This window comes from Streptomyces fulvorobeus (genome assembly GCF_013167895.1).
GTDB lineage: Bacteria > Actinomycetota > Actinomycetes > Streptomycetales > Streptomycetaceae > Streptomyces > Streptomyces fulvorobeus.
This window is the reverse complement of record NZ_BLWC01000001.1, coordinates 368194-392700: the sequence shown is the minus strand read 5'-3', so window position 1 is coordinate 392700 and position 24507 is coordinate 368194. Positions and strand designations below refer to the sequence as shown.

The 24507-nt window shown below is 71.0% G+C and carries 19 protein-coding genes and 4 pseudogenes; 12 read left to right on the top strand and 11 right to left on the bottom strand.

From position 1 onward, the window contains the following. The first annotated feature begins 76 nt into the window (after positions 1 to 76). A complete protein-coding gene (locus Sfulv_RS01810) occupies positions 77 to 628 on the top strand; it encodes an MmpS family transport accessory protein (RefSeq protein ID WP_246352976.1) in 552 nt (183 codons plus the stop codon). 108 nt (positions 629 to 736) lie between these two features. After that, entirely contained in the window at positions 737 to 1270 is a 534-nt protein-coding gene (locus Sfulv_RS01805) for a GNAT family N-acetyltransferase (protein ID WP_256668785.1), read from the top strand. A 230-nt stretch (positions 1271 to 1500) separates the two neighbouring features. Here the strand turns inward: Sfulv_RS01805 and Sfulv_RS01800 are convergent, their stop codons facing one another. The 3 genes from Sfulv_RS01800 to Sfulv_RS01790 form a co-directional block, all read right to left on the bottom strand. Further along, entirely contained in the window at positions 1501 to 2223 is a 723-nt protein-coding gene (locus Sfulv_RS01800; RefSeq protein WP_173310626.1) for a polyamine aminopropyltransferase, read from the bottom strand. A gap of 89 nt (positions 2224 to 2312) precedes the next feature. Next, positions 2313 to 3998 carry a ribonuclease J gene (locus Sfulv_RS01795; RefSeq protein WP_173310623.1) on the bottom strand — a complete coding sequence of 562 codons (1686 nt, stop codon included), beginning with the start codon at positions 3996 to 3998 and terminating at the stop codon, positions 2313 to 2315. A 139-nt stretch (positions 3999 to 4137) separates the two neighbouring features. After that, the gene (locus Sfulv_RS01790) at positions 4138 to 4998 is read right to left on the bottom strand and encodes a GntR family transcriptional regulator (RefSeq protein ID WP_173310621.1); all 861 of its coding nucleotides are present in this window, start codon (positions 4996 to 4998) and stop codon (positions 4138 to 4140) included. Positions 4999 to 5245: 247 nt separating this feature from the next. Between Sfulv_RS01790 and Sfulv_RS01785 the strand changes: the two genes are divergently transcribed. The 5 genes and pseudogenes from Sfulv_RS01785 to Sfulv_RS01765 all read left to right on the top strand — a co-directional run bounded on the left by Sfulv_RS01785 (position 5246) and on the right by Sfulv_RS01765 (position 11433). Beyond that, positions 5246 to 6514 (top strand): extracellular solute-binding protein, encoded by a 1269-nt coding sequence (locus Sfulv_RS01785; RefSeq protein ID WP_173310619.1) that lies wholly within the window; start codon positions 5246 to 5248, stop codon positions 6512 to 6514. A gap of 1 nt (position 6515) precedes the next feature. Then, positions 6516 to 7487: a carbohydrate ABC transporter permease gene (locus Sfulv_RS01780; RefSeq protein WP_371874620.1), complete on the top strand. Its 972-nt coding sequence runs from the start codon at positions 6516 to 6518 to the stop codon at positions 7485 to 7487. Continuing rightward, positions 7484 to 8323: a carbohydrate ABC transporter permease gene (locus Sfulv_RS01775; protein WP_173310617.1), complete on the top strand. Its 840-nt coding sequence runs from the start codon at positions 7484 to 7486 to the stop codon at positions 8321 to 8323. Before Sfulv_RS01780 ends, Sfulv_RS01775 begins: the two co-directional genes overlap by 4 nt. A gap of 61 nt (positions 8324 to 8384) precedes the next feature. Then, complete coding sequence (locus tag Sfulv_RS01770) at positions 8385 to 10007, top strand: beta-N-acetylhexosaminidase (RefSeq protein ID WP_173310615.1); 1623 nt, start codon at positions 8385 to 8387, stop codon at positions 10005 to 10007. Beyond that, positions 10007 to 11433: pseudogene (locus Sfulv_RS01765) on the top strand (cellulose binding domain-containing protein). The gene Sfulv_RS01770 and the pseudogene Sfulv_RS01765 overlap by 1 nt, the downstream one beginning before the upstream one ends. A gap of 77 nt (positions 11434 to 11510) precedes the next feature. On the opposite strand, the pseudogene thpR reads toward Sfulv_RS01765, so the two are convergent. Continuing rightward, positions 11511 to 12106 (bottom strand): annotated as a pseudogene (thpR, locus tag Sfulv_RS01760) (RNA 2',3'-cyclic phosphodiesterase). Between the two features lie 181 nt (positions 12107 to 12287). Here thpR and Sfulv_RS01755 point away from each other — a divergent pair. The 3 genes and pseudogenes from Sfulv_RS01755 (at position 12288) to Sfulv_RS01745 (ending at position 15300) form a co-directional block, all read left to right on the top strand. Then, the gene (locus tag Sfulv_RS01755; protein ID WP_173310613.1) at positions 12288 to 13697 is read left to right on the top strand and encodes a DEAD/DEAH box helicase; all 1410 of its coding nucleotides are present in this window, start codon (positions 12288 to 12290) and stop codon (positions 13695 to 13697) included. 42 nt (positions 13698 to 13739) lie between these two features. Next, the gene (locus tag Sfulv_RS01750; RefSeq protein WP_173310611.1) at positions 13740 to 14309 is read left to right on the top strand and encodes a helix-turn-helix domain-containing protein; all 570 of its coding nucleotides are present in this window, start codon (positions 13740 to 13742) and stop codon (positions 14307 to 14309) included. Positions 14310 to 14419: 110 nt separating this feature from the next. Continuing rightward, a pseudogene (locus Sfulv_RS01745) lies at positions 14420 to 15300 on the top strand (class I SAM-dependent methyltransferase). Positions 15301 to 15436: 136 nt separating this feature from the next. Here Sfulv_RS01745 and Sfulv_RS01740 read toward each other — a convergent pair. The 7 genes from Sfulv_RS01740 to Sfulv_RS01710 form a co-directional block, all read right to left on the bottom strand. Continuing rightward, the gene (locus Sfulv_RS01740; RefSeq protein WP_371874619.1) at positions 15437 to 16231 is read right to left on the bottom strand and encodes an enoyl-CoA hydratase/isomerase family protein; all 795 of its coding nucleotides are present in this window, start codon (positions 16229 to 16231) and stop codon (positions 15437 to 15439) included. A gap of 5 nt (positions 16232 to 16236) precedes the next feature. Then, on the bottom strand, positions 16237 to 17484 hold the full coding sequence (locus Sfulv_RS01735; RefSeq protein WP_173310608.1) for a cytochrome P450: 1248 nt from the start codon (positions 17482 to 17484) through the stop codon (positions 16237 to 16239). A gap of 92 nt (positions 17485 to 17576) precedes the next feature. After that, positions 17577 to 18947 carry a cytochrome P450 family protein gene (locus Sfulv_RS01730; RefSeq protein WP_173310606.1) on the bottom strand — a complete coding sequence of 457 codons (1371 nt, stop codon included), beginning with the start codon at positions 18945 to 18947 and terminating at the stop codon, positions 17577 to 17579. A gap of 12 nt (positions 18948 to 18959) precedes the next feature. After that, positions 18960 to 19520: a GTP-binding protein gene (locus tag Sfulv_RS01725; protein ID WP_173310604.1), complete on the bottom strand. Its 561-nt coding sequence runs from the start codon at positions 19518 to 19520 to the stop codon at positions 18960 to 18962. Between the two features lie 3 nt (positions 19521 to 19523). Then, complete coding sequence (locus Sfulv_RS01720; RefSeq protein ID WP_173310602.1) at positions 19524 to 19907, bottom strand: DUF742 domain-containing protein; 384 nt, start codon at positions 19905 to 19907, stop codon at positions 19524 to 19526. Further along, on the bottom strand, positions 19900 to 20745 hold the full coding sequence (locus Sfulv_RS01715; protein WP_246352969.1) for a roadblock/LC7 domain-containing protein: 846 nt from the start codon (positions 20743 to 20745) through the stop codon (positions 19900 to 19902). Before Sfulv_RS01715 ends, Sfulv_RS01720 begins: the two co-directional genes overlap by 8 nt. Next, on the bottom strand, positions 20742 to 21926 hold the full coding sequence (locus tag Sfulv_RS01710; RefSeq protein ID WP_173310600.1) for an ATP-binding protein: 1185 nt from the start codon (positions 21924 to 21926) through the stop codon (positions 20742 to 20744). Before Sfulv_RS01710 ends, Sfulv_RS01715 begins: the two co-directional genes overlap by 4 nt. A gap of 674 nt (positions 21927 to 22600) precedes the next feature. Here Sfulv_RS01710 and Sfulv_RS01705 point away from each other — a divergent pair. Continuing rightward, entirely contained in the window at positions 22601 to 23710 is a 1110-nt protein-coding gene (locus Sfulv_RS01705; protein ID WP_173310598.1) for a FecCD family ABC transporter permease, read from the top strand. Next, positions 23710 to 24482: pseudogene (locus Sfulv_RS01700) on the top strand (ABC transporter ATP-binding protein). Before Sfulv_RS01705 ends, Sfulv_RS01700 begins: the two are co-directional and overlap by 1 nt. The last annotated feature ends 25 nt before the right edge of the window (positions 24483 to 24507 follow it).

Here is a 24507-nt window from a genome sequence, read left to right as displayed (position 1 = left end):
TTCTTCCGTTCCCTGGCACGGGTCGATTCCCATGGTGTATAACCCAGGCGAACTCGCCTCGACCGAAAGCGCGGCCATGCCCACACCGCAGGAACCCACCAACCCGGAACAGCCGGAACAGCCGGGCCGTCCGGAACAGTCGGAGCACCCGGAAGAACCCGAAACCCCGGAAGCAGCCGGGAAGGCGTCCCGGAGCACCGACCGCCGTGGCATCGCCGTGGCCGTGGCGCTGCTGCTCGCCTGCGGTGCCTTCGTCACGTACGGAATCCTCGACACCGGCAGCGACCGGGCCGGGAAGGAATCCGCCGTACCCACCGCCGCCGTCACCTACGAAGTGGTCGGCGAGGGCGCGGCCGACATCTCCTACCGCGGAGACGGTGAGGACGGCCGCGCGAGCGTCGTGAACGACGCCGAACTGCCGTGGAAGAAGACGGTCGACGTACCGCTCGGTACCTCTCCGGTCATCAACGTCACCCTCGGCGAGAAGGGCGGCGAGGCCAGCTGCACACTCGCGGTCCGGGGCAGGCACGTGCAACGTGCCACCGCGTCGGGGTCCTTCGGGCGCAGCACGTGCACCAGCGAACTGCCGGCCGCCGAAGCGTCCGCGACTGCGGGCGGAGCCCGGTGACGGAGTACGGTGAGCGCGACGGCGTCAGCCTCGATGCGGTCACCGGGCCCGCCCCTCAGGACTGCCGCGCGACCGGCCACCGCAGCTGACAGGACGGGCGGAGCACCCGTGAGTCCCACATCGATCCGCCTGATCGAGCCCTCGGACGGACCCGCACTCGCCGGCCTGCGCGCCCGGGACCGGCATGCCTACGCGCGATGGCTGCCCGCGCAACCCGCGGAGTTCTACACGCCCCAGGGGCAGGCGGCGGTCATCGAATCCCTGCTGGCCTCCCATGACCAGGGGCTCGCGTGGCCGGGCGTCGTGGTCTGTGAGGGGGCCGTCATCGGGCAGGTCGGCATCAGCTCGATCCTGCGCGGCCCGTTCCAGAAGGGATTCCTCGGCTACTGGGTCTCCTCCCTCCACCAGGGCCGCGGGCACACGAGCCGTGCGGTCGGCCTCGTGCTGCGGATCGCCGAGGACGAGCTGAAGCTGCATCGGCTTGAGGCACACACCCAACTGGAGAACCTCGCGTCCCAGGCGGTCCTGCGCAAGCACGGATTCAGCCCCTGGGGCATCGCCCATGACCACTTCTACGCCGAGGGCGCATGGCGCGACGAAGTGTTCTGGGAGAGGAGACTGACGGGCGGCCCCGCCACCTAGGGCGTCACCCTCCGGTCCTTGCGCACCGTAACGGCAGCCCGCTGCCACCGGGTTGCCGTTACGGTGCGCCCAGGTCACCGCGCAGCCGTCGTGGTCTGCTCCGGCCACCGGGTGCGGCGCCGGAGGACCGGTGAGGGGCCAGCTCCCGCGCGGAGCCCACTCGGCCTCGCCGTTTCGGGTGGGGAGCGGCTGGAGGGCCGCACCCCGGGGGAAACAGCGAGGCCGAGCCCTCAGTTGCCCGCCCTCTCCGCGGCCACGTAGACGGTGTTCGTCGCGGTCCCGCCCTGGAGTGTGTTGTCGAACTCCACGACGTGTGCCTCGGCCGTGGCGAAGACGCCTGCGAGTACGGAGACGAACTCCTCGTCCGGCGGGTCGTTCGACCACAGGGCGAAGACACCGCCGGGACGGAGGCAGCCGGCCAGGGCGCGCAGCCCGGCAGGGCGGTAGAGCGCCGCGTGACTGGGGTGCAGCACGTGGCGTGGCGAGTGGTCGACGTCCAGCAGGATCGCGTCGAACCGGTGGTCCGGATCCCGCGGATCCAGGCGGGATTCTGCTGCCATCGCGAAGAAGTCGCCGTGTACCAGGCGGCAGCGGGGATCGGACGCCAGGCCACTGCCCAGCGGGACCAGCCCCCGCTCGTGCCACTCGATCACCGCGGCCAGCGCGTCGATGACGACGAGCGACCGCACGCGTGCGTCGTCCAGGGCCGCCCGGGCGGTGTACCCGAGGCCGAGACCGCCCACGGCGACGTCCAGCTCACCGCCTGTCACGCCGGCCAGACCGAGCCGGGTGAGGGCGATCTCGCCCGCCGTGAAGAGGCTGGACATGAGGAACTCGTCCCCGAGCTTCACCTCGTGCACGTCGACGCCCGACGCGGGGTCCCGGCGACGGCGCAGGCTGATGTCACCCATGGGCGTCGGGCGCCAGTCGAGCTCCTGGAAACGCACGCTCATCCGTTCACCTCTCGGTTTCCTTCTTCTGTCTCCTGGTCCGGCCGGACCAGGCGGGGATGACGACCGGCCGGACTCCGGGTGCGACCCGGTCAGGCGTCGATGACGACCGGGATGATGAGCGGCTTGCGGCGGTGGGTCCGGAAGGCCCAGGCCGCGACGGCACGGGCGATGAGCTGCTCCAGCTGGCGCGCGTCCCCGACGCCTTCCTCGGCCGCCTTGGCCAGGGTCTTCTCGATCACGGTGACGACCGGTTCGAAGGTCGCGTCGTCGTGGACGAAGCCCCTGGCGAGGAAGTCCGGAGGCTCCGCGAGGGCGCCCGTGTCGGCGTCGACGAGCGCCACCACGGTGACCACGCCCTCCTCGGCGAGGGTGACACGGTCCTTCAGGGAGGCTTCGGTGGCACCGCCGACCGTCATGCCGTCCACGTAGACGTTGCCCGCGGGTACCTTGCCGGTGATCGAGGCACGGCCCTTGACGAGGTCGACGACGACTCCGTCCTCGGCGATGATGACCCGGTCGGGGTCGACCCCGGTACGGATGGCCAGGTCACCGTTGGCGCGCAGGTGGCGCCACTCGCCGTGCACCGGCATGACGTTGCGGGGCTTGACGATGTTGTAGCAGTAGACGAGCTCTCCCGCACTGGCGTGTCCGGAGACGTGCACCTTCGCGTTGCCCTTGTGGACGACATGGGCGCCCCATCGGGTCAGCCCGTTGATGACCCGGTAGATGGCGTTCTCGTTGCCCGGGATCAGGGAGCTGGCGAGCAGGACGGTGTCGCCCTTGCCGATGCGGATCATGTGGTCGCGGTTGGCCATGCGCGAGAGCGCGGCCATCGGCTCTCCCTGCGAGCCGGTGCAGATCAGGGTGATCTTGTTGTCCGGCAGCTTCTCCAGTTCCCTGGTGCTGACCACGAGACCGGAGGGGACCTTGAGGTAGCCCAGTTCCCGGGCGATGCCCATGTTGCGGACCATCGACCTGCCCACGAACGCGACCTTGCGGCCGTGCTGGTGGGCGGCGTCCAGTACCTGCTGGATACGGTGTACGTGGCTGGCGAAGCTGGAGACGATGACCCGGCGCGGAGCGGTGCGCAGGACCTGTTCGATCGCGGGGTTCAGCTCGCGCTCGGACGTGGTGAAGCCCGGCACCTCGGCGTTGGTCGAGTCGGTGAGGAAGAGGTCGACCCCCTCCTCGCCGAGCCGGGCGAAGGCGCGCAGGTCGGTGATGCGATCGTCCAGCGGGAACTGGTCCATCTTGAAGTCGCCGGTGTGCAGGACCATGCCCGCGGCGGTACGGATGGCGACCGCCAGCCCGTCCGGGATGGAGTGGTTGACGGCGATGAACTCGCAGTCGAAGGGGCCGAAGCTCCGGCGGTCGCCCTCGCGGACCCGGACCGTCCGCGGCCTGATGTTGTGCTCCTTGAGCTTGGCCTCCAGGAACGCCAGGGTCAGTTTCGAGCCGACGACGGGGATGTCCGCCCGTTCGCGCAGCAGGTAGGGGACGCCGCCGATGTGGTCCTCGTGGCCGTGGGTCAGTACGACGGCCACGATGTCGTCCAGGCGGTCCCGGATCGAGGTGAAGTCCGGGAGGATGACATCGACCCCCGGTTGGTTCTCCTCGGGGAAGAGCACTCCGCAGTCGACAATCAGCAGTTTGCCCGCGTGCTCGAAGACCGTCATGTTGCGGCCGATCTCACCCAGGCCGCCCAGGGCGGTGACCCTGAGCCCTCCCTTGGGCAGTGGCGGGGCAGTTTTCAGCTCGGGATGGGGATGACTCATGCCTTGACGCTACCGGAGCGTACCCGGCAATCTCTCGTTAGGTGATCACGGACGGGCGACGGCGTGCCGGTCAGCCCGGTGATCAGCCCCCGCCGCACCGCCGGCGGGCGTCCGGATCACCGCACGGACCGCAGGCGCGTCAGCGCTCCGACTGGATGTCCCCGTGGGTGGAGGAGGCGATCGGGTCCCGGTGCGCGAAGTCGCCAGGCGGTATCCCGGGGTGGTGGCCGCCGTGTGGTTGCTGGGCCGCGGCGGGGCCGCCGGGCGGGTGCGAGCCGAGGGTGAGCCGGGAGACGATGCGGTAGCGGTCGCCCCGGTAGATCGAGTGGACGTACTCCACCGGCCGCCCCTGGGAGTCGGTGGTCAGCCGCTCGAAGAGCAGTGCGGGGGAGAGTTCCGGCACGTCGAGCAGCGCGGCCTCGGCCTGGGTGACGACGGTGGGCTCGATGGCCTGGACCGCCTCACGGACGTGCACCGCGTGCTGGTCGCGCAGATGGTCGTAGAGGTCGCCGCTCTCCAGCTCCTGCGGGGTCAGGCCGGGGACGAGCAGGGCCGGGATGTGCAGGTGCTCGATGGCGATCGGGGCGCCGTCGACGAGACGCAGGCGGGCGATGTAGACGATCTCGGCCGCGGGGGACATCCGCAGCTTGCGGCCCACCCGGGCGCCGGACTGGAGGGTGGTGAATTCGAGCAGCCGGCTCGACCAGGTGCCGGCGGCCTGCGGCACGCTGAGGGTCTGGTGGCCGGAGACGAGCTCCTGGGTGATCTTCTCGGGGGCCACGAACATGCCGCGGCCGTGTTCGCGCACGAGCAGCCCCGCGGCGACCAGCTCGTCGACGGCGGCGCGCAGGGTGGGCCGTGACACGCCGAGCCGCGCGCAGAGCGAGCGCTCCGAGGGGATGGCGTCACCGGGCCGCCGCGACTCGATCAGTTCCAGGATGACCTCGCGGACCCGCTCGCGCTTGAGCACCGCTCCCTGAGCGTCGGTGTCGGCGTTCATTCACTGCCCTTCGTGACCGGTTGGTGTTGACCAGTTTCCCAGTTATCGCCCACAACCGGGCCGCCGGTCAAGCGCGGTCCGGCCGGTGAGCCGTGAATTCCCCTTGCTGCAAGGCCCCTTGACGGCAACAGTGGTCTATGCCAACTTCATCCCTCACCAAGAGGTCACCTGTCCAGTGGGTCCCACTGGTCAAGTCCTCGGGTCTCGTCCGGTCCTGATGTCGGGTCCTGTCTCTCAGAGGTGAACCGTGAAGTTCCGTGTGCTTGCGGCTGTGTCCGCGCTGGTGATGACCACCGGCCTCAGTGCCTGCAGTTCCTCAGGCGACTCCGACGGCGGATCCGGCGGCGGGGGGACGACCATCGACGTCTGGCTGATGCGCGACAGCGTCTCGGCCGAGTTCCAGGCCGAGTTCGTCAAGGGCTTCGAGGCGGCCCACCCCGACATCGAGGTCAAGGTCCAGATCCAGGAGTGGGACGGCATCGGCCAGAAGGTCACGGCGGCCCTGGCCAGCAACGACGCACCGGACGTCATCGAGACGGGCAACACCCAGGTCGCCCAGTTCGCCGAGAGCGGCGGGCTGCTGGACCTCAGCGACCGGGTGGAGGAGATGGGCGGTGAGGACTGGCTGAAGGGCCTGGCCGAGCCGGGCGCGTACGAGGGCAAGCAGTACGGGATTCCGTACTACGCGGCCAATCGCGTCGTCATCTACCGCACCGACCTCTTCGAGCAGGCCGGTATCGACGCCAAGGCCGTCAAGACCCGTGACCAGTGGATCGAGGCCACCGAGAAGCTCGACAAGGGCGGCAACCAGGGCATCTACCTGCCGGGGCAGATGTGGTACGCGCTCGGCGGCTTCATCTGGGACGAGGGCGGCGATTTCGCCACCGAGTCCGGCGGCACGTGGAAGGGCGCTCTCGACACCCCCGAGGCGGTCCGCGGCATGGAGTTCTACGCGCGGTTGCAGGCCCTCGGCAAGGGGCCGAAGGACTCCGACGAGGCCGAGCCCCCGCAGGCCGAGGTGATGGCCACCGGGAAGGTGGCCCAGGTCATCTCCAGTCCCGGCGGCGCCAAGGCCGTCATCGAGAACAACCCCGCCCTCAAGGACAAGCTCGGTTTCTTCCCCATCCCCGGCAAGACCGCCGACACCCCCGGCGCGGTCTTCACGGGCGGCTCCGACCTGGTCGTGCCCACGGTCGCCGGAAACCACGAGGCGGCCGTCACCTTCATCAAGGAACTCACGGGCGACGAGTGGCAGAAGAAGCTCGCGGTCGCCATGAGCTACGTACCGAACAAGACGACGCTGGCCGGTGCGGTGGCCGCCGATCCGGGCGCCTCCGCGATGGCCGTCGGCGCGGCGAACGGCCATGCCACGCCCAACACCCCCGGCTGGGCCGCCGTCGAGGCCGAGAACCCGATCAAGGACTACATGACGGCCGTGCTGACCGGCGGCGACCCCAGGCGCGAGGGCGCCAAAGCCTCCGAGGAGATCACCCGCGCGATGAACTCCGGTTCCTGACGTGCGAGGCGTCAAGGAGCGGGCCGCCTCCACCGGGCCGCTCACCCCCCTCGCCCCGCTGCCGCCCGGGCGCGCGCGGCCCGCACGGCGCGGCCTCTGGCCGTACGTCCTGATCGCACCCGCCGTCGCCGGCATGGTCTATCTGCTCGTCTATCCGCTGCTGCGCGCCGTGCTGATCTCCCTCCAGGACTTCGGGCTCCGCCAACTCATCATGGGTGAAGCCGAGTTCGTGGGGCTCAGGAACTACGAGACGTTGCTGGGCGATCCCCGCTTCTGGGAGGTCGTACGGCGCACGTTCGTCTTCATGGTCCTGTGCGTGGTGCTGATCCTGGTGATCTCCACCCTGGTCGCTGTGATGGTCGAGCGGCTCGGCAGGTTCGGCCGTACCGCGGTGCTGAGCGCGCTCGTACTGGCCTGGGCGATGCCGGTCGTCGCCGCCACCACGGTCTTCCAGTGGCTCTTCCACTCCGAGTTCGGCATCGTCAACTGGCTGCTGACCGGCATCGGCTTCGAGTCGTTCGACCGCTACCCGTGGTTCGCCAACGGCCCGGCGGCCTTCGCCATCCTGGTGACGCTGATCGTCTGGCAGTCCGTGCCCTTCGCCGCCGTCACCCTGTACTCCGCGCTGACTACCGTCCCCGCCGAGCTGTACGAGTCGGCCCGCCTCGACGGCGCCACCGACCGGAAGATCTTCACCGCCATCACCTTCCCGATGATCCGGCCGATCTTCATGCTGGTCCTCTCCCTCGAAGTCATCTGGACGTTCAAGGCGTTCGTACAGATCTGGGTCATGACTCGCGGCGGCCCCGGCGACGCCACCACGATCCTGCCGGTGTACGCGGTCCAGACGGCCCTCTCCAGCCAGCGCTACGACCTCGGCTCCGCCGCGTCCATGGTCACGGTGGTCCTGATGTCCGGCGTACTCGTCCTCTACTTCCGTCAGATGTTCAAGCAGGAGGACGAGCTGAAGTGACCGTGACCCGCCCGCGCATCCGCCGGATACCGCTGAACGCCGCCGCCGCGGTCACGGTGCTCGTCTGCCTCTTCCCCGTCTACTGGATGATCTCCACCGCGTTCAAGCCGTCCCGCGACATCCAGTCCGACCGCCCGCGACTGATCCCCTACACCTGGACACTCGACCACTTCCGCAAGGCGGTGGAGGCTGACGGCTTCGGTCTCTTCTGGCGCAACAGCATCCTGGTGACGCTCTCGGCCGTACTCCTGGCGCTGCTCGTCGCACTCGCCGCGGCCTTCGCGGTGGCCCGGCTGCAGTGGAGGGGCCGCAGTCAGTTCATGCTGATGGTCTTCGTGGCGCAGATGGCGCCCTGGGAGTCGCTGATCATCCCCATCTACATCATCTCCCGCGACACCGACATGCTCGACCGGCTGCCGACGCTCACCCTCGTCTACTTCATGATCACGCTGCCGTTCACCATCGTGGTCCTGCGCGGCTTCATCGCCACCATCCCGCCGGAACTCGAGGAGGCCGCGCAGGTCGACGGCTGCACCCGGGCCGGCGCCTTCCGGCACGTGGCCTTCCCGCTGCTGGCGCCCGGTCTGATGGCGACCTCGCTTTTCGGCTACATCACCGCCTGGAACGAGTTCGCCTACGCCAACTTCCTGATCATCAAGCAGCAGGACAACCGGACCCTGCCGGTGTGGCTCTCCTCCTTCCAGAACACCTTCGGCACCGACTGGGGCGCCACCATGGCGGCCTCCACGCTCTTCGCGCTGCCCGCCCTGGTGATCTTCCTGCTGCTCCAGCGCCATGTGACCTCCGGCTTCGCCGCCGGCGCCGTGAAGGGCTGACGCCCAGCGACCCCGTCCCGAGCCCACGGACCCCATGCGACCCCGCCCCGGAGGCCGACCCGTGCCCGCACTACGCCCCGACTTCCACCTCGTTCCCCGCCCCACCAAGCTCACGCCGCGGCCCGGCCACTTCACGCTCGACGGTGACACCGCCGTACGCGCGACCCCCGGAGCCGAGGCCGCCGCCGGACTGCTCCGCACCCTCCTGGCCCCGGCCACCGGACTGCCACTGCCCGAGTCGCCCACCGGTCAGTTCGTCCTCGCCCTCGACCCGCAGCTCGGCGGCCTCGGCACGGAGGGATACGGGCTCACCATCGACCCGCACGCCGTGCGGCTGCGCGCCGCACACCTCACCGGGCTGCTCCGCGGCATCCAGACCGTGCGCCAACTCCTGCCCGCGGCCGCCCTGCCGGCGCATCCGTCACCGGGCCGCGCCTGGCAGCTGCCCTGCGCCGAGATCACGGACGTGCCGCGCCACTCCTGGCGCGGAGTCATGCTCGACGTCGCCCGGCACTTCCAGCCGGTCTCGTTCCTGCGCCGCTACGTCGACCTGCTCGCGCTGCACAAGCTCAACGTGCTGCACCTGCACCTCACCGACGACCAGGGCTGGCGGATGCCCGTCGCCGCGTATCCGAAGCTCACCGAGATCGGCGGCCACCGGGCGCGGTCGATGACGGGGGCGGCGGGCAGCGAAGCGTACGACGGGCGCCCGCACGGCGGTTCGTACACCCGGGCGGAGCTGGTCGGTCTCGTGGCGTACGCGGCCGCGCGCGGCGTCACCGTGGTGCCCGAGATCGAGATGCCCGGGCACGCGCGGGCCGCCATCGCCGCCTACCCCGAGCTGGGCGACGACCCCGGGCGCAGACTCGACGTCTGGACCCGGTGGGGAGTGTGCGACACCGTGCTCGGCGTCCACGACGACCGGGTCCTCGACTTCTGCCGCACGGTGCTCGAAGAGGTGATGGACGTCTTCGACTCGCCGTACATCCACGTCGGCGGGGACGAGTGCCCCACCACCGAGTGGGAGCGCAGCCCGGCCGCCCGCGCCCGCGTCGCCGCCGAGGGCCTGGCGGGGCCCGGGGCACTGCACGGCTGGTTCATGGCACGGATCGGCGCGTTCCTCGCCGGACACGGGCGTACGCCGGCCGGCTGGGCCGAGACCGGGACCGAACTCCCGCCGGAGTTCACCGTGATGTCCTGGCGCGACCCGGCCCACGCGCTCGACGCCGCCAGGCGCGGCAACGACGTCGTCACCGCCCACTACCTCTCCACCTACCTCGACTACGCCCAGTCCGAGTTCCCCGGCGAACCGCCGGCCCAGCCCGGCGCCATCGTCGACCTGCGCGCCGTACACGCCCATGAGCCCGTGCCGACGGGGTGGGAGCCGGCGGCGGCCGCGCGGGTCCTGGGCGCACAGGCCCAGCTGTGGACCGAGTTCGCCACCACACCGGACCACATCGAGTACCTCACCTACCCCAGGGTCTGCGCGCTGGCCGACCGCACCTGGTCGGGCGCCGAGGACTGGGAGGACTTCACGGTCCGGCTGCGGTCGCACACCGCCCGGCTCGACGCACTCGGAGTCAACTACCGCCCCCTGTCCCCGCGGCCCCTCACGGCCGCGGCCGCACGAACCGCACCACCCCGTCGGAGCACCCCCACCGTTCCCGGAAGGAACACGCACTGATGAGAGACCGCACGAAGAACCGCATACGTACCGCAGCGGCCACCACCGTCGCAGCGAGCCTGTGCACCGTGGGACTCGCCGCGCTGCCGGCCACCGCCAGCGCGGCGGCGGACGGCCTCACCGTCCAGTACCGGACCAGCGCGTCCGGCGCCACCGCCGACCAGAGCGAGCCCTGGCTCAAGGTGAAGAACACCAGCTCAGGTGCGGTACGGCTGAGCGACGTCAAGGTCCGCTACTACTTCAAGGCCGACGCGCCTGGCGCCACGTACCGCTTCGCCTGCTCCTGGGCGGTCGAGGGCTGCGCCAACATCACCGGTACGTTCGGCACGCTCGCCCGCCCGACCGCCACCGCCGACCGCTATCTGGAGATCGGCTTCACCGCGGGCGCGGGATCGCTCGCGGCGGGCGCCGACACCGGCGACATGCAGCTGCGCTTCCACCAGTCCAGCTGGCAGACCCTGAGGCAGAGCGACGACTACTCGTTCGGCGCGGGACAGTCCTCCTACGGCGACTGGTCGAAGGTGACCGCGACCCTCGGCGGCAGCGCGGTGTGGGGCACCGCCCCGGGGGCGGCGCCCCGGACCCCGACCCGGACCCCACCGACCCGCCGGGCAGCGGGGCCGCGCTCTTCGACGACTTCAACTACACGAGCCACACCGACCCGAGGATCTCCGCGAACGGCTGGAGCGTGCGCTCCAACTCCGGTGGCCCCGGAGTGCCGGGCGCCACCTGGGCCCCAGAGAACATCACCTTCGCCTCGGCCGGCGGCAACTCCATCATGAACCTGGAGACCTCGACGGCGGGTACCGGCGCGTCCACCGAGCACACCGAACTCCTCACCAAGTCCATGAAGTTCAAGAACGGCACCTACGCGGCCAGGGTGAGGTTCTCCGACGTGCCGAAGGCCGGAGGACCCGACGGCGACCGCCTGGTGCAGACGTTCTTCGCGCTCAACGACCTCACGGCCCCGATGGCGGACGACTACGCGGAGTACGACTTCGAGTACCTGCCCAACGGCGGCTGGGGCGAGCCGTCCAACATCCTCTACACCACCTCGTGGGAGACCTACCGCCCCGACCCGTGGGAGGCCGTCAACCAGCACACCGAGTCCCGCGTCAGCCACGCCGGCTGGCACGACCTCGTGTTCACCATCGACAACACCAGCATCAAGTACTACCTGGACGGACAGCTCTTCGGTACCCACGACGCCAGGTACCTGCCCGAGCGGCCGATGGGGATCTACTTCAACCAATGGCTGATCGACCTCGCGGGCCAGACGAGCACCACGCCGCGCGCGTACGACCAGCAGGTCGACTACGTCCTGCACGTCAAGGACCAGGTGCTCAGCCCGGCCCAGGTGAGCGCGAAGCTCGCCGCCTACCGCACGGCGGGCACGACCTTCCAGGACACGGTGCCCGCAGGCTGACCTGACAGCCGTGTCCGCGACGGGCACAGGGACGGGCCGGGGCGCGTGCCGACCGCACGCGCCCCGGTCCCTCCGGTTCAGGCCGGGGTGGCGTCACCGCCGCCGAAGGGCCAGGCGTCGATGTCGCGGTAGCGGATCGGTCCGCTGCCGCGGCCCGCGTTGCTGCCGACCAGGTGCAGCCGCTCGCCCGGCCATCGGCCGCCGGTGAATCCGGCAAGGCTCGCGGCGACCTCCGCGGCCGATGACCGGTCCCCCGACGTGCCCGCGCCAAGGTCAGATGGGGGTGCAGCGGCCGGTCCTCGAAGGCGATGCCGCAGCCCTCGACCGCGGCACGCACATCGGCGGCGAGCGCGTGCAGCTCGTCGAGGTCTCCGCCGATCCCGCTCCACAGCACCCGCTCGTCGAAGCTCCCGCCGCCGCGCAGTGCCAAGGACAGCGGCGGGCGGCCCGCCGCCAGTCCGGCGAGAGGCGGACGCAGGAGGGGCACGGTCCCGGACGGCAGCTCACCGAGGAACGCCAGGGTGATGTGCCAGTCCTCGATACGGTTCCACCGCAGGTGCGGGTGGCTCACGTAGGCGGGGCGCAGCGCCCGGGCCAGTTCTTCCTTCGCGGGGTCGGGCGGGGCGAGGGCGATGAACACGCGAACGGTCGCGGGCTGGATCTCTTGGGTCACACCGCCTTCGTACCAGGCCGCGGGGGACGCGCGTACGCCGGAGGGCGGAGCCGGTGTACGGACCGGAACAGGCCGGGAGGCCCGCTGGTAAACTGAGGGCCACGCTTCGACACCGCCGGGGCCCGTACCGAGGGGTACGGGCCCCGGTGCGTTCCGGGCGCCAGAGCCAGGAAGGTTGCCCATGAACACCACGCCGCAGGCCCAGGGGCCGCGAGCCACGGACTCCCGCAGAGCCGCAGCGCCCGGTGGGGAACCGGCGACGTCGCGGACGGCGGAGCCGGGCCTGCCGCCGGCCGAGTCCTTCGACGCGCTCGGGCTGCCGCCGGAGCTCATGAGGACGATGGCCGGCCTCGGGGTGAAGGAACCCTTCCCGATCCAGGCGGCGACCCTGCCCGACGCGCTGGCGGGCCGTGACGTCCTGGGCCGCGCGCGGACGGGCTCCGGCAAGACGCTCGCCTTCGGTCTCGCACTGCTCGCCAGGACCGCGGGCAGGCGGGCGGAGCCCAAGCAGCCGCTCGCCCTGGTCCTGGTGCCGACCCGTGAGCTGGCGCAGCAGGTGAGCGACGCGCTGGAGCCGTACGCGCGGGCGCTCGGCGTACGCATGGCGACGGTGGTCGGCGGGCTGTCGGTCAACCTGCAGTCGGCGCTGCTGAAGACCGGCGTGGAAGTGGTGGTCGCGACGCCAGGGCGGCTGACGGACCTGGTGTCGCGTCGGCACTGCCACCTGAACCAGGTCCGGATCACCGTGCTGGACGAGGCGGACCAGATGTGCGACCTCGGGTTCCTGCCGCAGGTCACGGATCTCCTGGACCAGGTCCGCCACGACGGGCAGCGGCTGCTGTTCTCGGCGACGCTCGACCGCAACGTGGACCAGCTGGTGCGGGACTACCTGCACGAGCCCGTGCTCGCCTCGCTGGACCGGCTGGCGGGGTCGGTCACCACGATGGAACACCACGTGCTGAACATCCACGCCGCCGACAAGTACGCGATCGCGACCGAGATCGCCGCGCGCGACGGCCGGGTCCTGATGTTCCTGGACACCAAGGCGGGCGTGGACCAGTTCACCCGTCACCTGCGGGCCAGCGGGGTACGAGCCGCCGCCCTGCACAGCGGGAAGTCGCAGCCGCAGCGCACGCACACGCTCGGCCAGTTCAAGGACGGTGAGATCAACGTGCTGGTGGCCACCAACGTCGCCGCGCGGGGCATCCACATCGACGCGCTCGACCTCGTCGTCAACGTCGACCCGCCCGCCGACGCCAAGGACTACCTGCACCGGGGCGGGCGCACCGCACGCGCGGGGGAGTCCGGGAACGTGGTCACGCTCGTCACCCCGAACCAGCGGCGGGACGTCAACCGGATCATGACCGACGCCCGGATCAGGCCGACGGTCACCCAGGTGCACTCCGGTGAGGAGAAGCTGACCGCCATCACGGGGGCGAGGCGCCCGCCGGTCGAGGGGAAGGGCAGCGGCAACGTCGCCTTCCGCGGCATGGGTACGCGACCCGGACGCCCGAAGGAGACCCGCAGGACGGCCGATGCCCGCAAGGCGGCGGAAGCGCGCGCGGCGGCCCGGGTACGGAGGAGCCGCTGACCGTCCGCGAGGGGTATGCGCCGGGCGCATAGCATGGTGCCCATGACGCAGGACAAGGACGAGCTGGACAGCCTGGTACGCAGAAGGATCCGCGCCCTGCGCGTGGCCCAGGGCTGGTCCCTGGAGGAACTGGCCGCCCGCGCCAACGTCAGCCAGTCCACGCTCAGCCGCATCGAGACGGGTCAGCGCCGGCTGGCCCTCGACCAGCTCGTCACGCTGGCACGCGCCCTGGACACCTCGCTGGACCAGCTCGTCGAGACCGCCGCCGACGACGTCGTCACCAGTCCGGCGATCGACGCGGCCCACGGACTCATGCGCTGGTCCATCAAGGCGGAGCCCGGCATGAGCGTCGTACGCCGCCGCATGACGGAGCCACCGCCGGACAGTCCCGCACGGATGCGGGCACACCCCGGCCGCGAATGGCTCGTCGTCCTGTCCGGCACCGCGGTCCTGCTGCTGGGCAACCGCCGCCTGCGCGTGGAGACGAACCAGGCGGCGGAGTTCCCCACGATGCTGCCGCACGCGATCGGCGCCGAGGGCGGGCCCTGCGAGATCCTGGGCATCTTCGACCGGGACGCCCGCCGCGGCCACCAGCGCGGGGACGACGGCTGAGACGGGAGAACGGACCGCTGTTTGCGCGTTCCGCAGCGCGTCCGGCCAGCTTCTTGCGTATACCGGGAGAGGTGATGCGTCTCCGGCATGAGTTCCCTAGCGTGGCACTCATGACTCACGCTTCCCCGCACACGGCACACCAGGGCTCGCACCCCGGCCCCCAGCACACTCCTGACTCCCACGACCAGGCGGACATCCTCGACCTGGACGCGGAGGTGCTCGCCGAGCACACCGCGTCCCTGACCGCATGGCTGCCCGTCGAGGGCGAACCGCGGCACATCGTCGACCTCGGCTGCGGCACCGGGGCGGGCACGTTCGCCCTGCTCGCCCGGTTCCCCGAGGCCGAGGTGACCGCGGTGGACACGTCGGCCGTCCATCTGCGCCGCCTGCGGGAGAGGGCAGGGGCGCTCGGCCTGGCCGACCGGGTACGCACGGTCTCCGCCGACCTCGACGCGGACTGGCCCGGACTCGGCCGGCCCGGCCTGGTGTGGGCGTCGGCCTCGATGCACCACCTGGCCGACCCCGACCGGGCCCTGCGCAGGGTCCGCGGCCTGCTCGCCCCCGGCGGCCTGTTCGCCGTCGTCGAGCTGGCCGGCTTCCCCCGCTTCCTGCCCGGCACCGCTCCCGAGGAGCGGCCCGGCCTGGAGGAGCGCTGCCACGCCGCCCTCGCGGACCACCACGCCGGACACGTCTCCCACCGCGGCGCCGACTGGGGCGCCAAGCTGGCCGCCGCCGGATTCACCGTCGAGGGCGAGCGCACCCTCACCGTCGCCGTCGACGGCTCCCGCAGCGCCGCGGTCGGCGCCTACGCGCTCACCGGCCTCAAGCGCCTGCGCGCCGGCGCCGCCCGGGCCCTCGCCCCGAGGACCTCGGCGCCCTGGACCGGCTGCTCGACACCGAAGGCCCCCACAGCATCCTGCGCCGTGAGGATCTCGCGGTCCGCACCGAACGCCGTGTCTGGGCGGCACGCCGCACGGCCGGCCTCGGCTAGAAGGCAACGGCGGGACCGTCGGCGCGTGCCCGGCATGGCCGGGCGCCGCCGAGCCCTCCGTGACGGGCGCCGGGCCCCGGGTGTGACCCGCGCCTACGCGGGACGTGCGGGGCGCGGCGGCATCCCCGTCCGGCCGTCACCCCGTACCGGTCGCGGACTGTCCCCGGGGCCGGTTGATGTGGGCCGTCAGAAGGTGGGAGTCCAGCAGGGAGACGTCCGCCGTCCGGTCGGCCTTCGCGTATCCGGCCAGCATGCGTTTGGTCAGCACGAGCGCCTCGGGCGCGCGCCGCACCAGGGGTCTGGTCCAGGCGTCGACGGCCTCGTCGAGCCGGTCGGGCGGGGCCGTCCTGTGCAGGAGGCCGAGCCGGTGTGCGGTGGCCGCGTCGAAGACCTCGCAGGTGAGCATGAGTTCCCGGATACGGGCGGCTCCCGCCTCCGAGACCAGGCGGCCCATCGCTCCTCCCCAGGCGGGTGGCAGCCCGATGCCGACCTCCGGCATGCGGAAGCGGCAGGTGTCCGCGCCCGCGCGCAGGTCGCAGAACGAGGCCAGCGCGAGTCCGGCACCGATCACCCGGCCGTGGAGCCGGGCGATGGTGACCGCGTGGGTGTTCTCCAGCGCCTGGCACAGACGGTGGGCCTTGTCCGCGATGCGCCGCAGCCCTGCTCCTGTCGGGTCCGCGGCGAGCGATGCCTGGTACTCGGCGCGGTCGGCGCCCAGACAGAAGTCCGTGCCCAGGGACGACAGGACCAGGACGCGGACGTCCGGGCGGTCGTGGAGGCCGTCGAGCAGGAGGAGGAACTCGTCGAGGACGGCGACGCCCAGCGTGTCGTCCTGCTGCCACGGGTTGAGGCGGACATGGAGTACGGGACCGTCCTGCTCGACGCGTATCGCCTTGCCGGAGCCGGAGGGACTGGTGTGAGGGGGCGTCATAAGGCTCATGCGAGGGCGACATCCAGGTTGAGCGGGCGCCGGAACGCCACCCGGGGCGCCATCGTCGGGCGGCGCACGAGCGTGAGGCGGGGGAGGCGCCGGATCAGCTGGCGGAGAAGGATCTGGGCTTCCAGCCGGGCGAGCGGCGCGCCCAGGCAGTAGTGGATGCCTCCGCTGAAGGCGAGGTGAGCGGGCTTGCGCAGGGGGTCGAACCGGTGGGGTTCACGGTGCCTGGCGGGGTCCCGGTGCGCGGCTCCCACCATGAGGTGGACCATCTCGTCCCTGCGTATCTCGATCCCGCCCAGGACGTGGTCCTTGGCCGCGACCCTGCTGATCACATGGGTGGGCGGGTCGTAGCGCAACGTTTCTTCCACGAAGCCGGGCACCAGGTCGGGGTGGTTGGCCACCAGGTTCCAGCGGTCCGGACTCTCCACGAGATGCAGCGCCATGGTCGTCAGGAGCGTCGCGGTGGTCTCCAGGGCGGCCAGCAGGACGAACAGGACCAGGAAGTAGACCGCCTCGTCGGCCTTGTCGCGGTCGGGTTCCATGGTGTCCCACGTCTGTATCCAGCGGGAGACGGGGTCATCCCCGGGATGTGCGCGCCGGTCCTCGACCAGGGCCGTGAAGTAGGTGCGCAGTTCAGCCGTGGCCGCGTCCGACGCGGCGAGCTGGCTCGCCGAGGGGAGCAGTTCCTGCGTGAAGACCTGGTCGTGGGTGAGCTCCCGCAGCCGGGGCCGGTCGGCGGCCGGGATACCGAGCCAGTCACCGATGGCGGCCACCGGCAGCTCCTCGCCCACCAGGGCCGCGAAGTCCGCCTCCCCTTCGCGTACCCGCTCCAGCAGGGAGTCCAGCAGCCGGTCGGTCGTCCGGGTCACGGCCTGGCCGATCCGTTCGATGGCGGCGCGGTCGAACGTGCCGGCCGCCCGGCGGGCCCGGGTGTGGTCCGGGGGGTTGAGGGCGGCCAGCGTGTTGCTCATCTCCCGCGAGGAGGAGGCGTTCCAGCGGGTGCCCGATCCCTGGCGCTCGCGCCACCGCTTGTCGGGCTCCAGCCAGTCACGGCTGCGCAGCACCTGGTCGCAGACGGCGAAGCTCGACACGACGGAGCCGCCCCAGGGGGCGGGTATGACATCCCCCCTGGACAGCAGCTCCTCGTATATCGGGAAGGGGTCGGCCTGCCCTGCTGCCGTCCGCAGACGTGAGAAGAGTGAGGCGGACGCCCTGCGGTCGTACGACGGAGTTGTGGCAACTCCCATATGGCGGCTCCTTTCCGAGAACCAGCCGCCATGCATACCCATAAGGTCGTTGAAGCATCCAGTAACACAGGGGCCTCATGGGGTTACTTAAATCACTCTCCCCTCGTCCATGCCAGGAAGCGGCTGAACATGCCCCCTTTGTGCTGCGGGGCGGCGGAGGCCGACGGCTGGGAGGAGCGGGCCGCGGACCGCTGTTCGGCGGGCGCGTGCTGCTGGGCGGCCGGGGCCTGCGCGGGCTCCGCTGCCGACGACACCGTCCGCGGGGTGAAGCGGACAGGCAGGGTCACCAGCGAACGGCTCCACGGCGTCGGCGCCCAGGCGAGTGTCCTGAACGGGACCCGCATCTCGATGTCGGGCAGCCGGTTGAGGAGGGTCTCGACAGCGGTGACCGCGATCATGAACGCCGGGTCCTTGGCGGGGCACGCGTGCGGGCCCGCCCCGAACGCCAGGTGCGCCTTGGCGCTGAGCTGCTGGCGGTGCTCGGTCAGCTTCGGATCGGTGTTGGCCGCGGCGAAGGACACCAGGACCGGATCGTTGGCACGCAGCAGCCTGCCGCCCAGCTCGACGTCGTGGACCGGGTAGTGGGCCGCGTAGTTGGCGATGGGCGCGTAGTTCCACAGGCTCTGGGCGATGGCGTCCTCGACCGGCAGCCCGGTCTGCCACTCCTCACCGAGGTACAGCGCGCTGCTGGTGCCGATGGCGGCGGTCAGAGGCGCGGTACCGCCGGAGAGCAGCGTGACGAGCTGGTGCAGCACCTCCTCGTCGCTGAGCCGGGCCGAGTGCTCCATCAGCCGTGTCGTCAGGTCCGCCGCCGGGCGGCGCCGCTTCAGGGCGATCAGCTCGGTGAGCGCGCCTCCCAGCACCTCGTCGGCCCCGGGGGTGCCCTCGAAGATGCCGCTGATCCCGGCGATCACACGGTCACCGATCTCGGGCGGGCAGCCGAACAGGTCGCTGAAGACCAGCAGCGGCAGCGGCTGCGCGTACTCCGACATCAGCTCGGCCTGGCCGCGGGGCTCGGAGCTGAACCGGCTGATCAGGTAGTCGGCGGACTGCTGGGTCTGCCTGACGAGCTGGAGTTCGTTGACCGTGGCGAGGCTGTCCGTGACCGCCTGGCGCAGCCGGGCGTGTGCCGCGCCGTCGCTGAAGAGGGCGTTGGGGCGGTAGCTCATCATCGGCAGGGCCGGGCTGTCCGCCGGGACGCGCCCTTCGTTCAGCGCGTTCCAGCGGCGGGAGTCACGGACGAAGGACGCGGGGTTCTGCAGGACGTACAGCGCGGCGTCGTAACTGGTGATCAGCTCCACCTGGACATCCGGGGCGATGTCCACGGGGGCGCTCGGACCGAACGAACGCAGATGCGCGTAGTGGCCGTCGGGGTCGGCACCGAACGAGGGACCGTACAGCTGGACGTTCCCGTGCGCGGGGCACCCGGGAGGTATCTCCTGTGCGTCAGGCGGCTGTTGCATTGCGGCGCTCTCCTAGCCGAGTTGGGACATGAGGTGGGTGACGAGGGTGATGAGTGCCTGGGCCGAGGTGGTCTCGTCGCGTACGTCGCACCTCACGACGGGGGTGTCGGCCGTCAGGTTCAGTGCTTCGTGGATCTCGTCGAGCGGGTAGTCCGTCGTGCCCTCGAAGTGATTGACGCCGATGGCGTACGCCAGGCCGAAGCTCTCGACCAGGTCGAGGACGGGGAAGGACTCGTGCAGCCGCTCGGGGTCGACGAGGACGAGTGCGCCCAGGGCGCCCCGGGACAGCTCCTCCCACATCTCCTTGAAACGCTCCTGGCCAGGCGTACCGAAGAGGTAGAGGACCAGGGTGTCGCTGAGGGTGAGGCGGCCGAAGTCCATGGCCACGGTGGTGGTCTTCTTGTGGGGGGTTCCCGACAGGTCGTCGTAACCCTCGCTGGCCTCGGTGATCTCCTCCTCGGTCCGCAGCGGCTCGATCTCGGAGAGACTCCCGATGCAGGTGGTCTTCCCGACCCCGAAGTGCCCCACTATGAGGATCTTCACCGCGTGGGAGACGTCTGGATCCAGGTACACGCGTTACGCTCCGAATCGGTTCTTCAGGCCATCGAGTACGGCGCTGACCAGTTCTCTGTCCACTCGTTCGGCGCGCGGTATCGGCCTTCTCACGAGGATGAGGCCGTCCTCCTCCAGCTGCGCCAGCAGGATGCGCACGATGCCCAGCGGCAGGTGCGTGTGGCCGGCCACCTCGGCCACGGACAGGAAGCCGTCGGCGACCAGTTCCATGACCTGGCCCGCTTCCGGGGAGAGCGTGCGCGCGGCGGCAGCCGACTCCGGCGCCGCCATGACGAGCGTGGTGTGCTCGTACTCGTGGTCCGGGGGCAGTGCCCGTCCGTTCGTGATCACGAAGAGGGGGACTAACGGGGACGTCAGTTCCAGCTCGTGCTCGGGTTCGTCAGGCATGGCCTGCCCCCTGTCCTTGCGCCGCTGAACCGGTCAGTTTCGGGATCACTTCGTGCAGGCGCGTGGTGAACTCCTCGATGTCGCAGTCGTGCTCGGCCGCGGCGGCCAGGAAGGCCCCGGTACCGGCCGCGATCAGGAAGATCCAGCCGTGCTGGAACTCGATGACCGTCTGCCGCCACTCGGCGTCCTCCAGGACGCCCGCGAACTGCGAGGTGACCCTGCTGTAGGCGTGGATGCCCGTCATGGCCGCGGAGATCGTGTCCGCCAGGTCCCTGTTCAGTCCGCTGGTCGCCCCGCGCGGCAGCCCGTCCGCCCCCAGCAGCACGGCGTGCCGAGCGCCCCGCACCTCGGAGATCACCCGGTCGAGGTCGGCGAGCACGAAGCCCGAGCCGCCGCCGCTCTCACGCCTGGCGGGTCCGGAACCACCCGTACCGGCGTCCTCGTCCGTGTTCACCCGGGGCGGCGAGGTGAGGTTGTTGCCCAGCCTGGCGACGAGACGGTGCATGCGGAAGGAGATCTGCTGCATGTCCACGTCGGGCGCCGCGGCGGCCGCCAGATAGGCGCCCTGCCCCGCTCCGATCAGGAAGCTCCAGCCGTGGGAGAACTCGATGATCGTCTGGTTCCACTGCCGGTTCTCCTCGGGCCCCGCGAAGTGGGCGGTGGCCCGGCTGAGCGACTGCATCCCGGCCATGGCGGCGGAGATGGTGCGCACCTCCTTCTCGGCCAGGCCCTCCGTGGCTCCCCGAGGAAGGCCGTCCGCGGACAGCAGGACGGCGTGCCGTGCCCGGGGCACGTTGTGCACGATGTCCTCTAGCATCCACGACAGGTCGGCGGTCATGCGTCTTCGGACCCTTCGAGTGACGTGGCGTCAGGATTGCGGCCGGACAGCGTGCCGCGCTGGAAAGCCCCCAGGCTGCGCCCGGAGGCGCGCCCCGTCTCCTGGGGAGCCCTTGGCGCGGAGCGGGGCGCCTCCGGGTCGGGCACGCTCGCGATGGGCGCCTGGCGCGCTCCGCGCTTCGGCAGGCCGTGCGTGGTGCGCGCCGCACCCGTCTGCGGCCGTCCTTCGTTGCGCATGATGCTGCTGACGGGAGCCTCCGGGGCCTGGGGTGTCTCCTCCATGGTCCACAGCTCCTCGGGCAGCAGGACGACGGCCCGTACGCCGCCGTACCGGGAGACTCCGGTGACATCCACCGTGAAGCCGTACTGACGCGCGATCAGGCCGATCACCGGGAATCCGAACTTCGGCTGGTTCCCGAGCTGGGACAGCCGGGGCACGACATCCCCGGACAGCAGCTCGGTTGCCCGCTGGCGGTCCTCGTCGTTCATGCTGACACCGGCGTCGTCGATGACGATGCACAGGTTGTTCCGGATCCGCTGGAACGTCACCTCGATCGGTGCGTCCTGCTGGGAGAAGCTGGCAGCGTTGTCAAGCAGTTCGGCCACGGCGAGCGCCACGGGAGCGACCGCGGACGCCTTCAGCGCCAGACCGGTCTGCTGCATGATGGCGACCCGGTGGAAGTTGCGTATCTGCCCCTGGGCGCTGCGCACCACGTCGTACACGCTGGCGGGGCGGTTGCGGCGGCCGAGCGGCGCTCCGCACATGACGGCGATGCCCTGGGCCTTGCGCGCCATCTGGGCGTTGGCGTGGTTGACCTCCAGCAGGTCGCTGAGCACGGCGTGACCGCCGTACTTCCGCTGGATGCCGTCCAGGAGGGTCGTCTGCTCCGCCGCGAGGCTCTGCAGGAAGCTGGCGGCGCCCTTGAGGACCGCCTTGGTGTTCTCCTCCGCGGCCTCCTTGGCCTCGCGGAGGGTCCGCTCCTGCTCGCTCCTGAACCTCTGCAGTTCGGCTCGGGACACGTGCAGCTGGCTGTCGGACGTGTGGAGCTGGCGCCTCAGCTCGGCCTCGGACTGCTGCTTCTTCGCCCCTAGGGCTCTGTTGCGGGCGGCGAGTGCCACGACCGCGACGACGGCTGTCGCCGCCACCGCGGCCAAGCACCACACAAGTGCATCTCGAATCATGGAAACCTTTCCGGGCGCATGGCAGGCGGACGGCGACCGGTCACACCTCGCGAGGGCCCGCGACACAGCCGCTCGGGCGCTGCCCGGCCGCTGCTGCGCGGGACAGGCCGCCGATCGCACATCAGCATCTGGATCCAGTTGGATCAAGATCACAGATGCCCGGATGCTATCACCGGAATCCGGCCTTCAGCGGAACCGGGTCAGACTCCGGATACCAGTCAACCGGCCCTGTACGCAAGGATGTTGGAGAAGGCTTAGCCTTCCGTTCAGGCCGACGCCAGCTTCTGTTGTCCCTCGTCCCCGGCAGTCGCCGGAGGTCTTTCACAAGAGAGGTGACAATCTCTCACATCCGCTTACACGTTCGACAACCGGTGCCTCGTGGTGGCCACGGGCGAAACCCCGCCCGGTGGGCGGAAGTGTCCTGTTTCCGGCGGGGCCACACCGTTCCGCGCTAAGCTGCGAGCGCCCCGCGGGGGAAGTCCGGTCCAAGTCCGGCGCTGACCCGCAACGGTAGGCGGAGACCACACAGGTCTCCGTAAGCCCGATTTCCCGCGGTGCTGATGGCTCCTGTCAATTCGCCGTGGACTGCGAGAGGTGCTGCGCGGGGGCCTCCCGGTCCCGGGCTGCTCCTTTGGAAACGTAGGCGCACGGCCCGAGGCGAAAGCGACCCGCCCGTGGCCACATCGCTCGAACACCTACCCGCCGCACCACTGCGCACCGCCCCCACCGGCGCCGGACCCGCACCGCCCAGGCGCGTCCCGCTGCCGGTGCTCCTGACCTGCCTGGGCATCGCGCTCCCGGTCTCCCTCGTCTTCGGCGCCGGAACAGGGGCCTCGGGGCTCAGCTGGCCGGAGGTGGCGCACCACCTCTGGGCCGGACTGACCGGCGGACCCGTCGCCGCCGACCAGGCCGGGGCCTACACGATCGTGTGGGAACTGCGCTTCCCGCGAGCCGTCCTGGCCGCGATCGTGGGGGCGGGTCTTTCGGCCATCGGCGTCGCCGTGCAGGCCATGGTCCGCAACGCCCTGGCCGACCCGTTCGTCCTCGGCATCTCCTCGGGCGCGGCCGTGGGGGCCAACGCGGTCCTCATCTTCGGCGCGTTCGGTGCCTTCGGCGTCTGGGCCCTGTCATCGGCCGCCTTCGTCTCCGCCCTCCTGGCCATGGTGCTGGTGTACGCGGTCGCCCGCACCGACCGCGGCCTCACCCCGCTGCGGCTCGTCCTGACGGGCACCGCGATGTACTACGGCTTCTCGGCCGTGACCACGTTCATGGTGTTCGCCGCCGAACGCGGCGAGGCGGCCCGCTCGGCGATGATGTGGCTGCTCGGCAGTCTCGGCGGCGCCACCTGGACCTCCGTGCCGATCGCCGCGGCCGCGGTGTGCGCCGGCCTGGCCCACCTCGTGTGGTCGGCCCGCCGTCTGAACGCCCTCGCCATGGGCGACGAGACCGCCGCCGCGCTGGGTGTGGACGCGGGAAGGCTGCGCAAGGAGCTCTTCCTCGTCTCCGCGGCCGTCACGGGGGCCGTCGTCGCGGTGAGCGGAGCCATCGGCTTCGTCGGCCTGATGGTCCCGCACGCCGCCCGGATGCTGGTCGGCGCGGACCACCGCCGGCTCCTTGCCGTCGCACCACTCGCGGGCGCCGTCCTGCTGATCTGGGTGGACATCCTCTCCCGCGTGGTGCTCGCACCGGCCGAACTGCCCGTGGGCGTACTGACCGCGGTCATCGGCGTTCCGTGCTTCGTCCTGCTCATGCGCCGCCGCTCCTACACCTTCGGGGGCGCGTGATGCGGATCGACATCGACCGGCTGACGGTCGAGATCGCCGGCGCACGGCTCGTCGACGACGTCACACTGCGCGCCGGTTCGGGCAGTTCGTCGGCCTCGTGGGACCCAACGGCAGCGGGAAGTCCACCCTGCTGCGCTGCGTCTACCGGGCCCTGCGACCCACGGCCGGCACCGTGCGGCTCGGCGAGGAGGACGTGTACGCGATCAGCGCGCGTGAGAGCGCCCGCCGGCTCGCCGCGCTTCCCCAGGAGGCGGTCAGCGAGTTCGACTTCACGGTCGCCGAGGTCGTGGCCATGGGGCGGCTGCCGCACCAGCGGTCCATGGCCAGGGCCACCGATGAGGACCTGCGTACGTGTGAGGCCGCCCTGGCGGGAGTAGGTGCCGGGCACCTCACGGACCGCGGCTTCCTCACGCTGTCCGGAGGGGAGAAGCAACGCGTCCTGATCGCCCGCGCGCTGGCCCAGCAACCCCGCGTCCTGATCCTCGACGAGCCCACCAACCACCTGGACATCGCCCAGCAGCTGGAGGTGCTGGCCCTGGTGCGCGAGAGCGGGCTGACCGTGCTGACCGCGCTGCACGATCTCAACCTCGCCGCACTCCACTGCGATCTCATCCACGTCATCGACGCCGGCCGGATCGTCGCTTCCGGCCCTCCGCACGACGTCCTCACACCCGCGTTGCTGGCCGAGGTCTTCGGCGTACGGGCGCATCGCGTACCGCACCCGGAGACCGGCGCGGTGCAACTGCTCTTCGACCGCCTCCAACCCGCGTGACCGATGCCCAAGGAGTTTCCCTCAC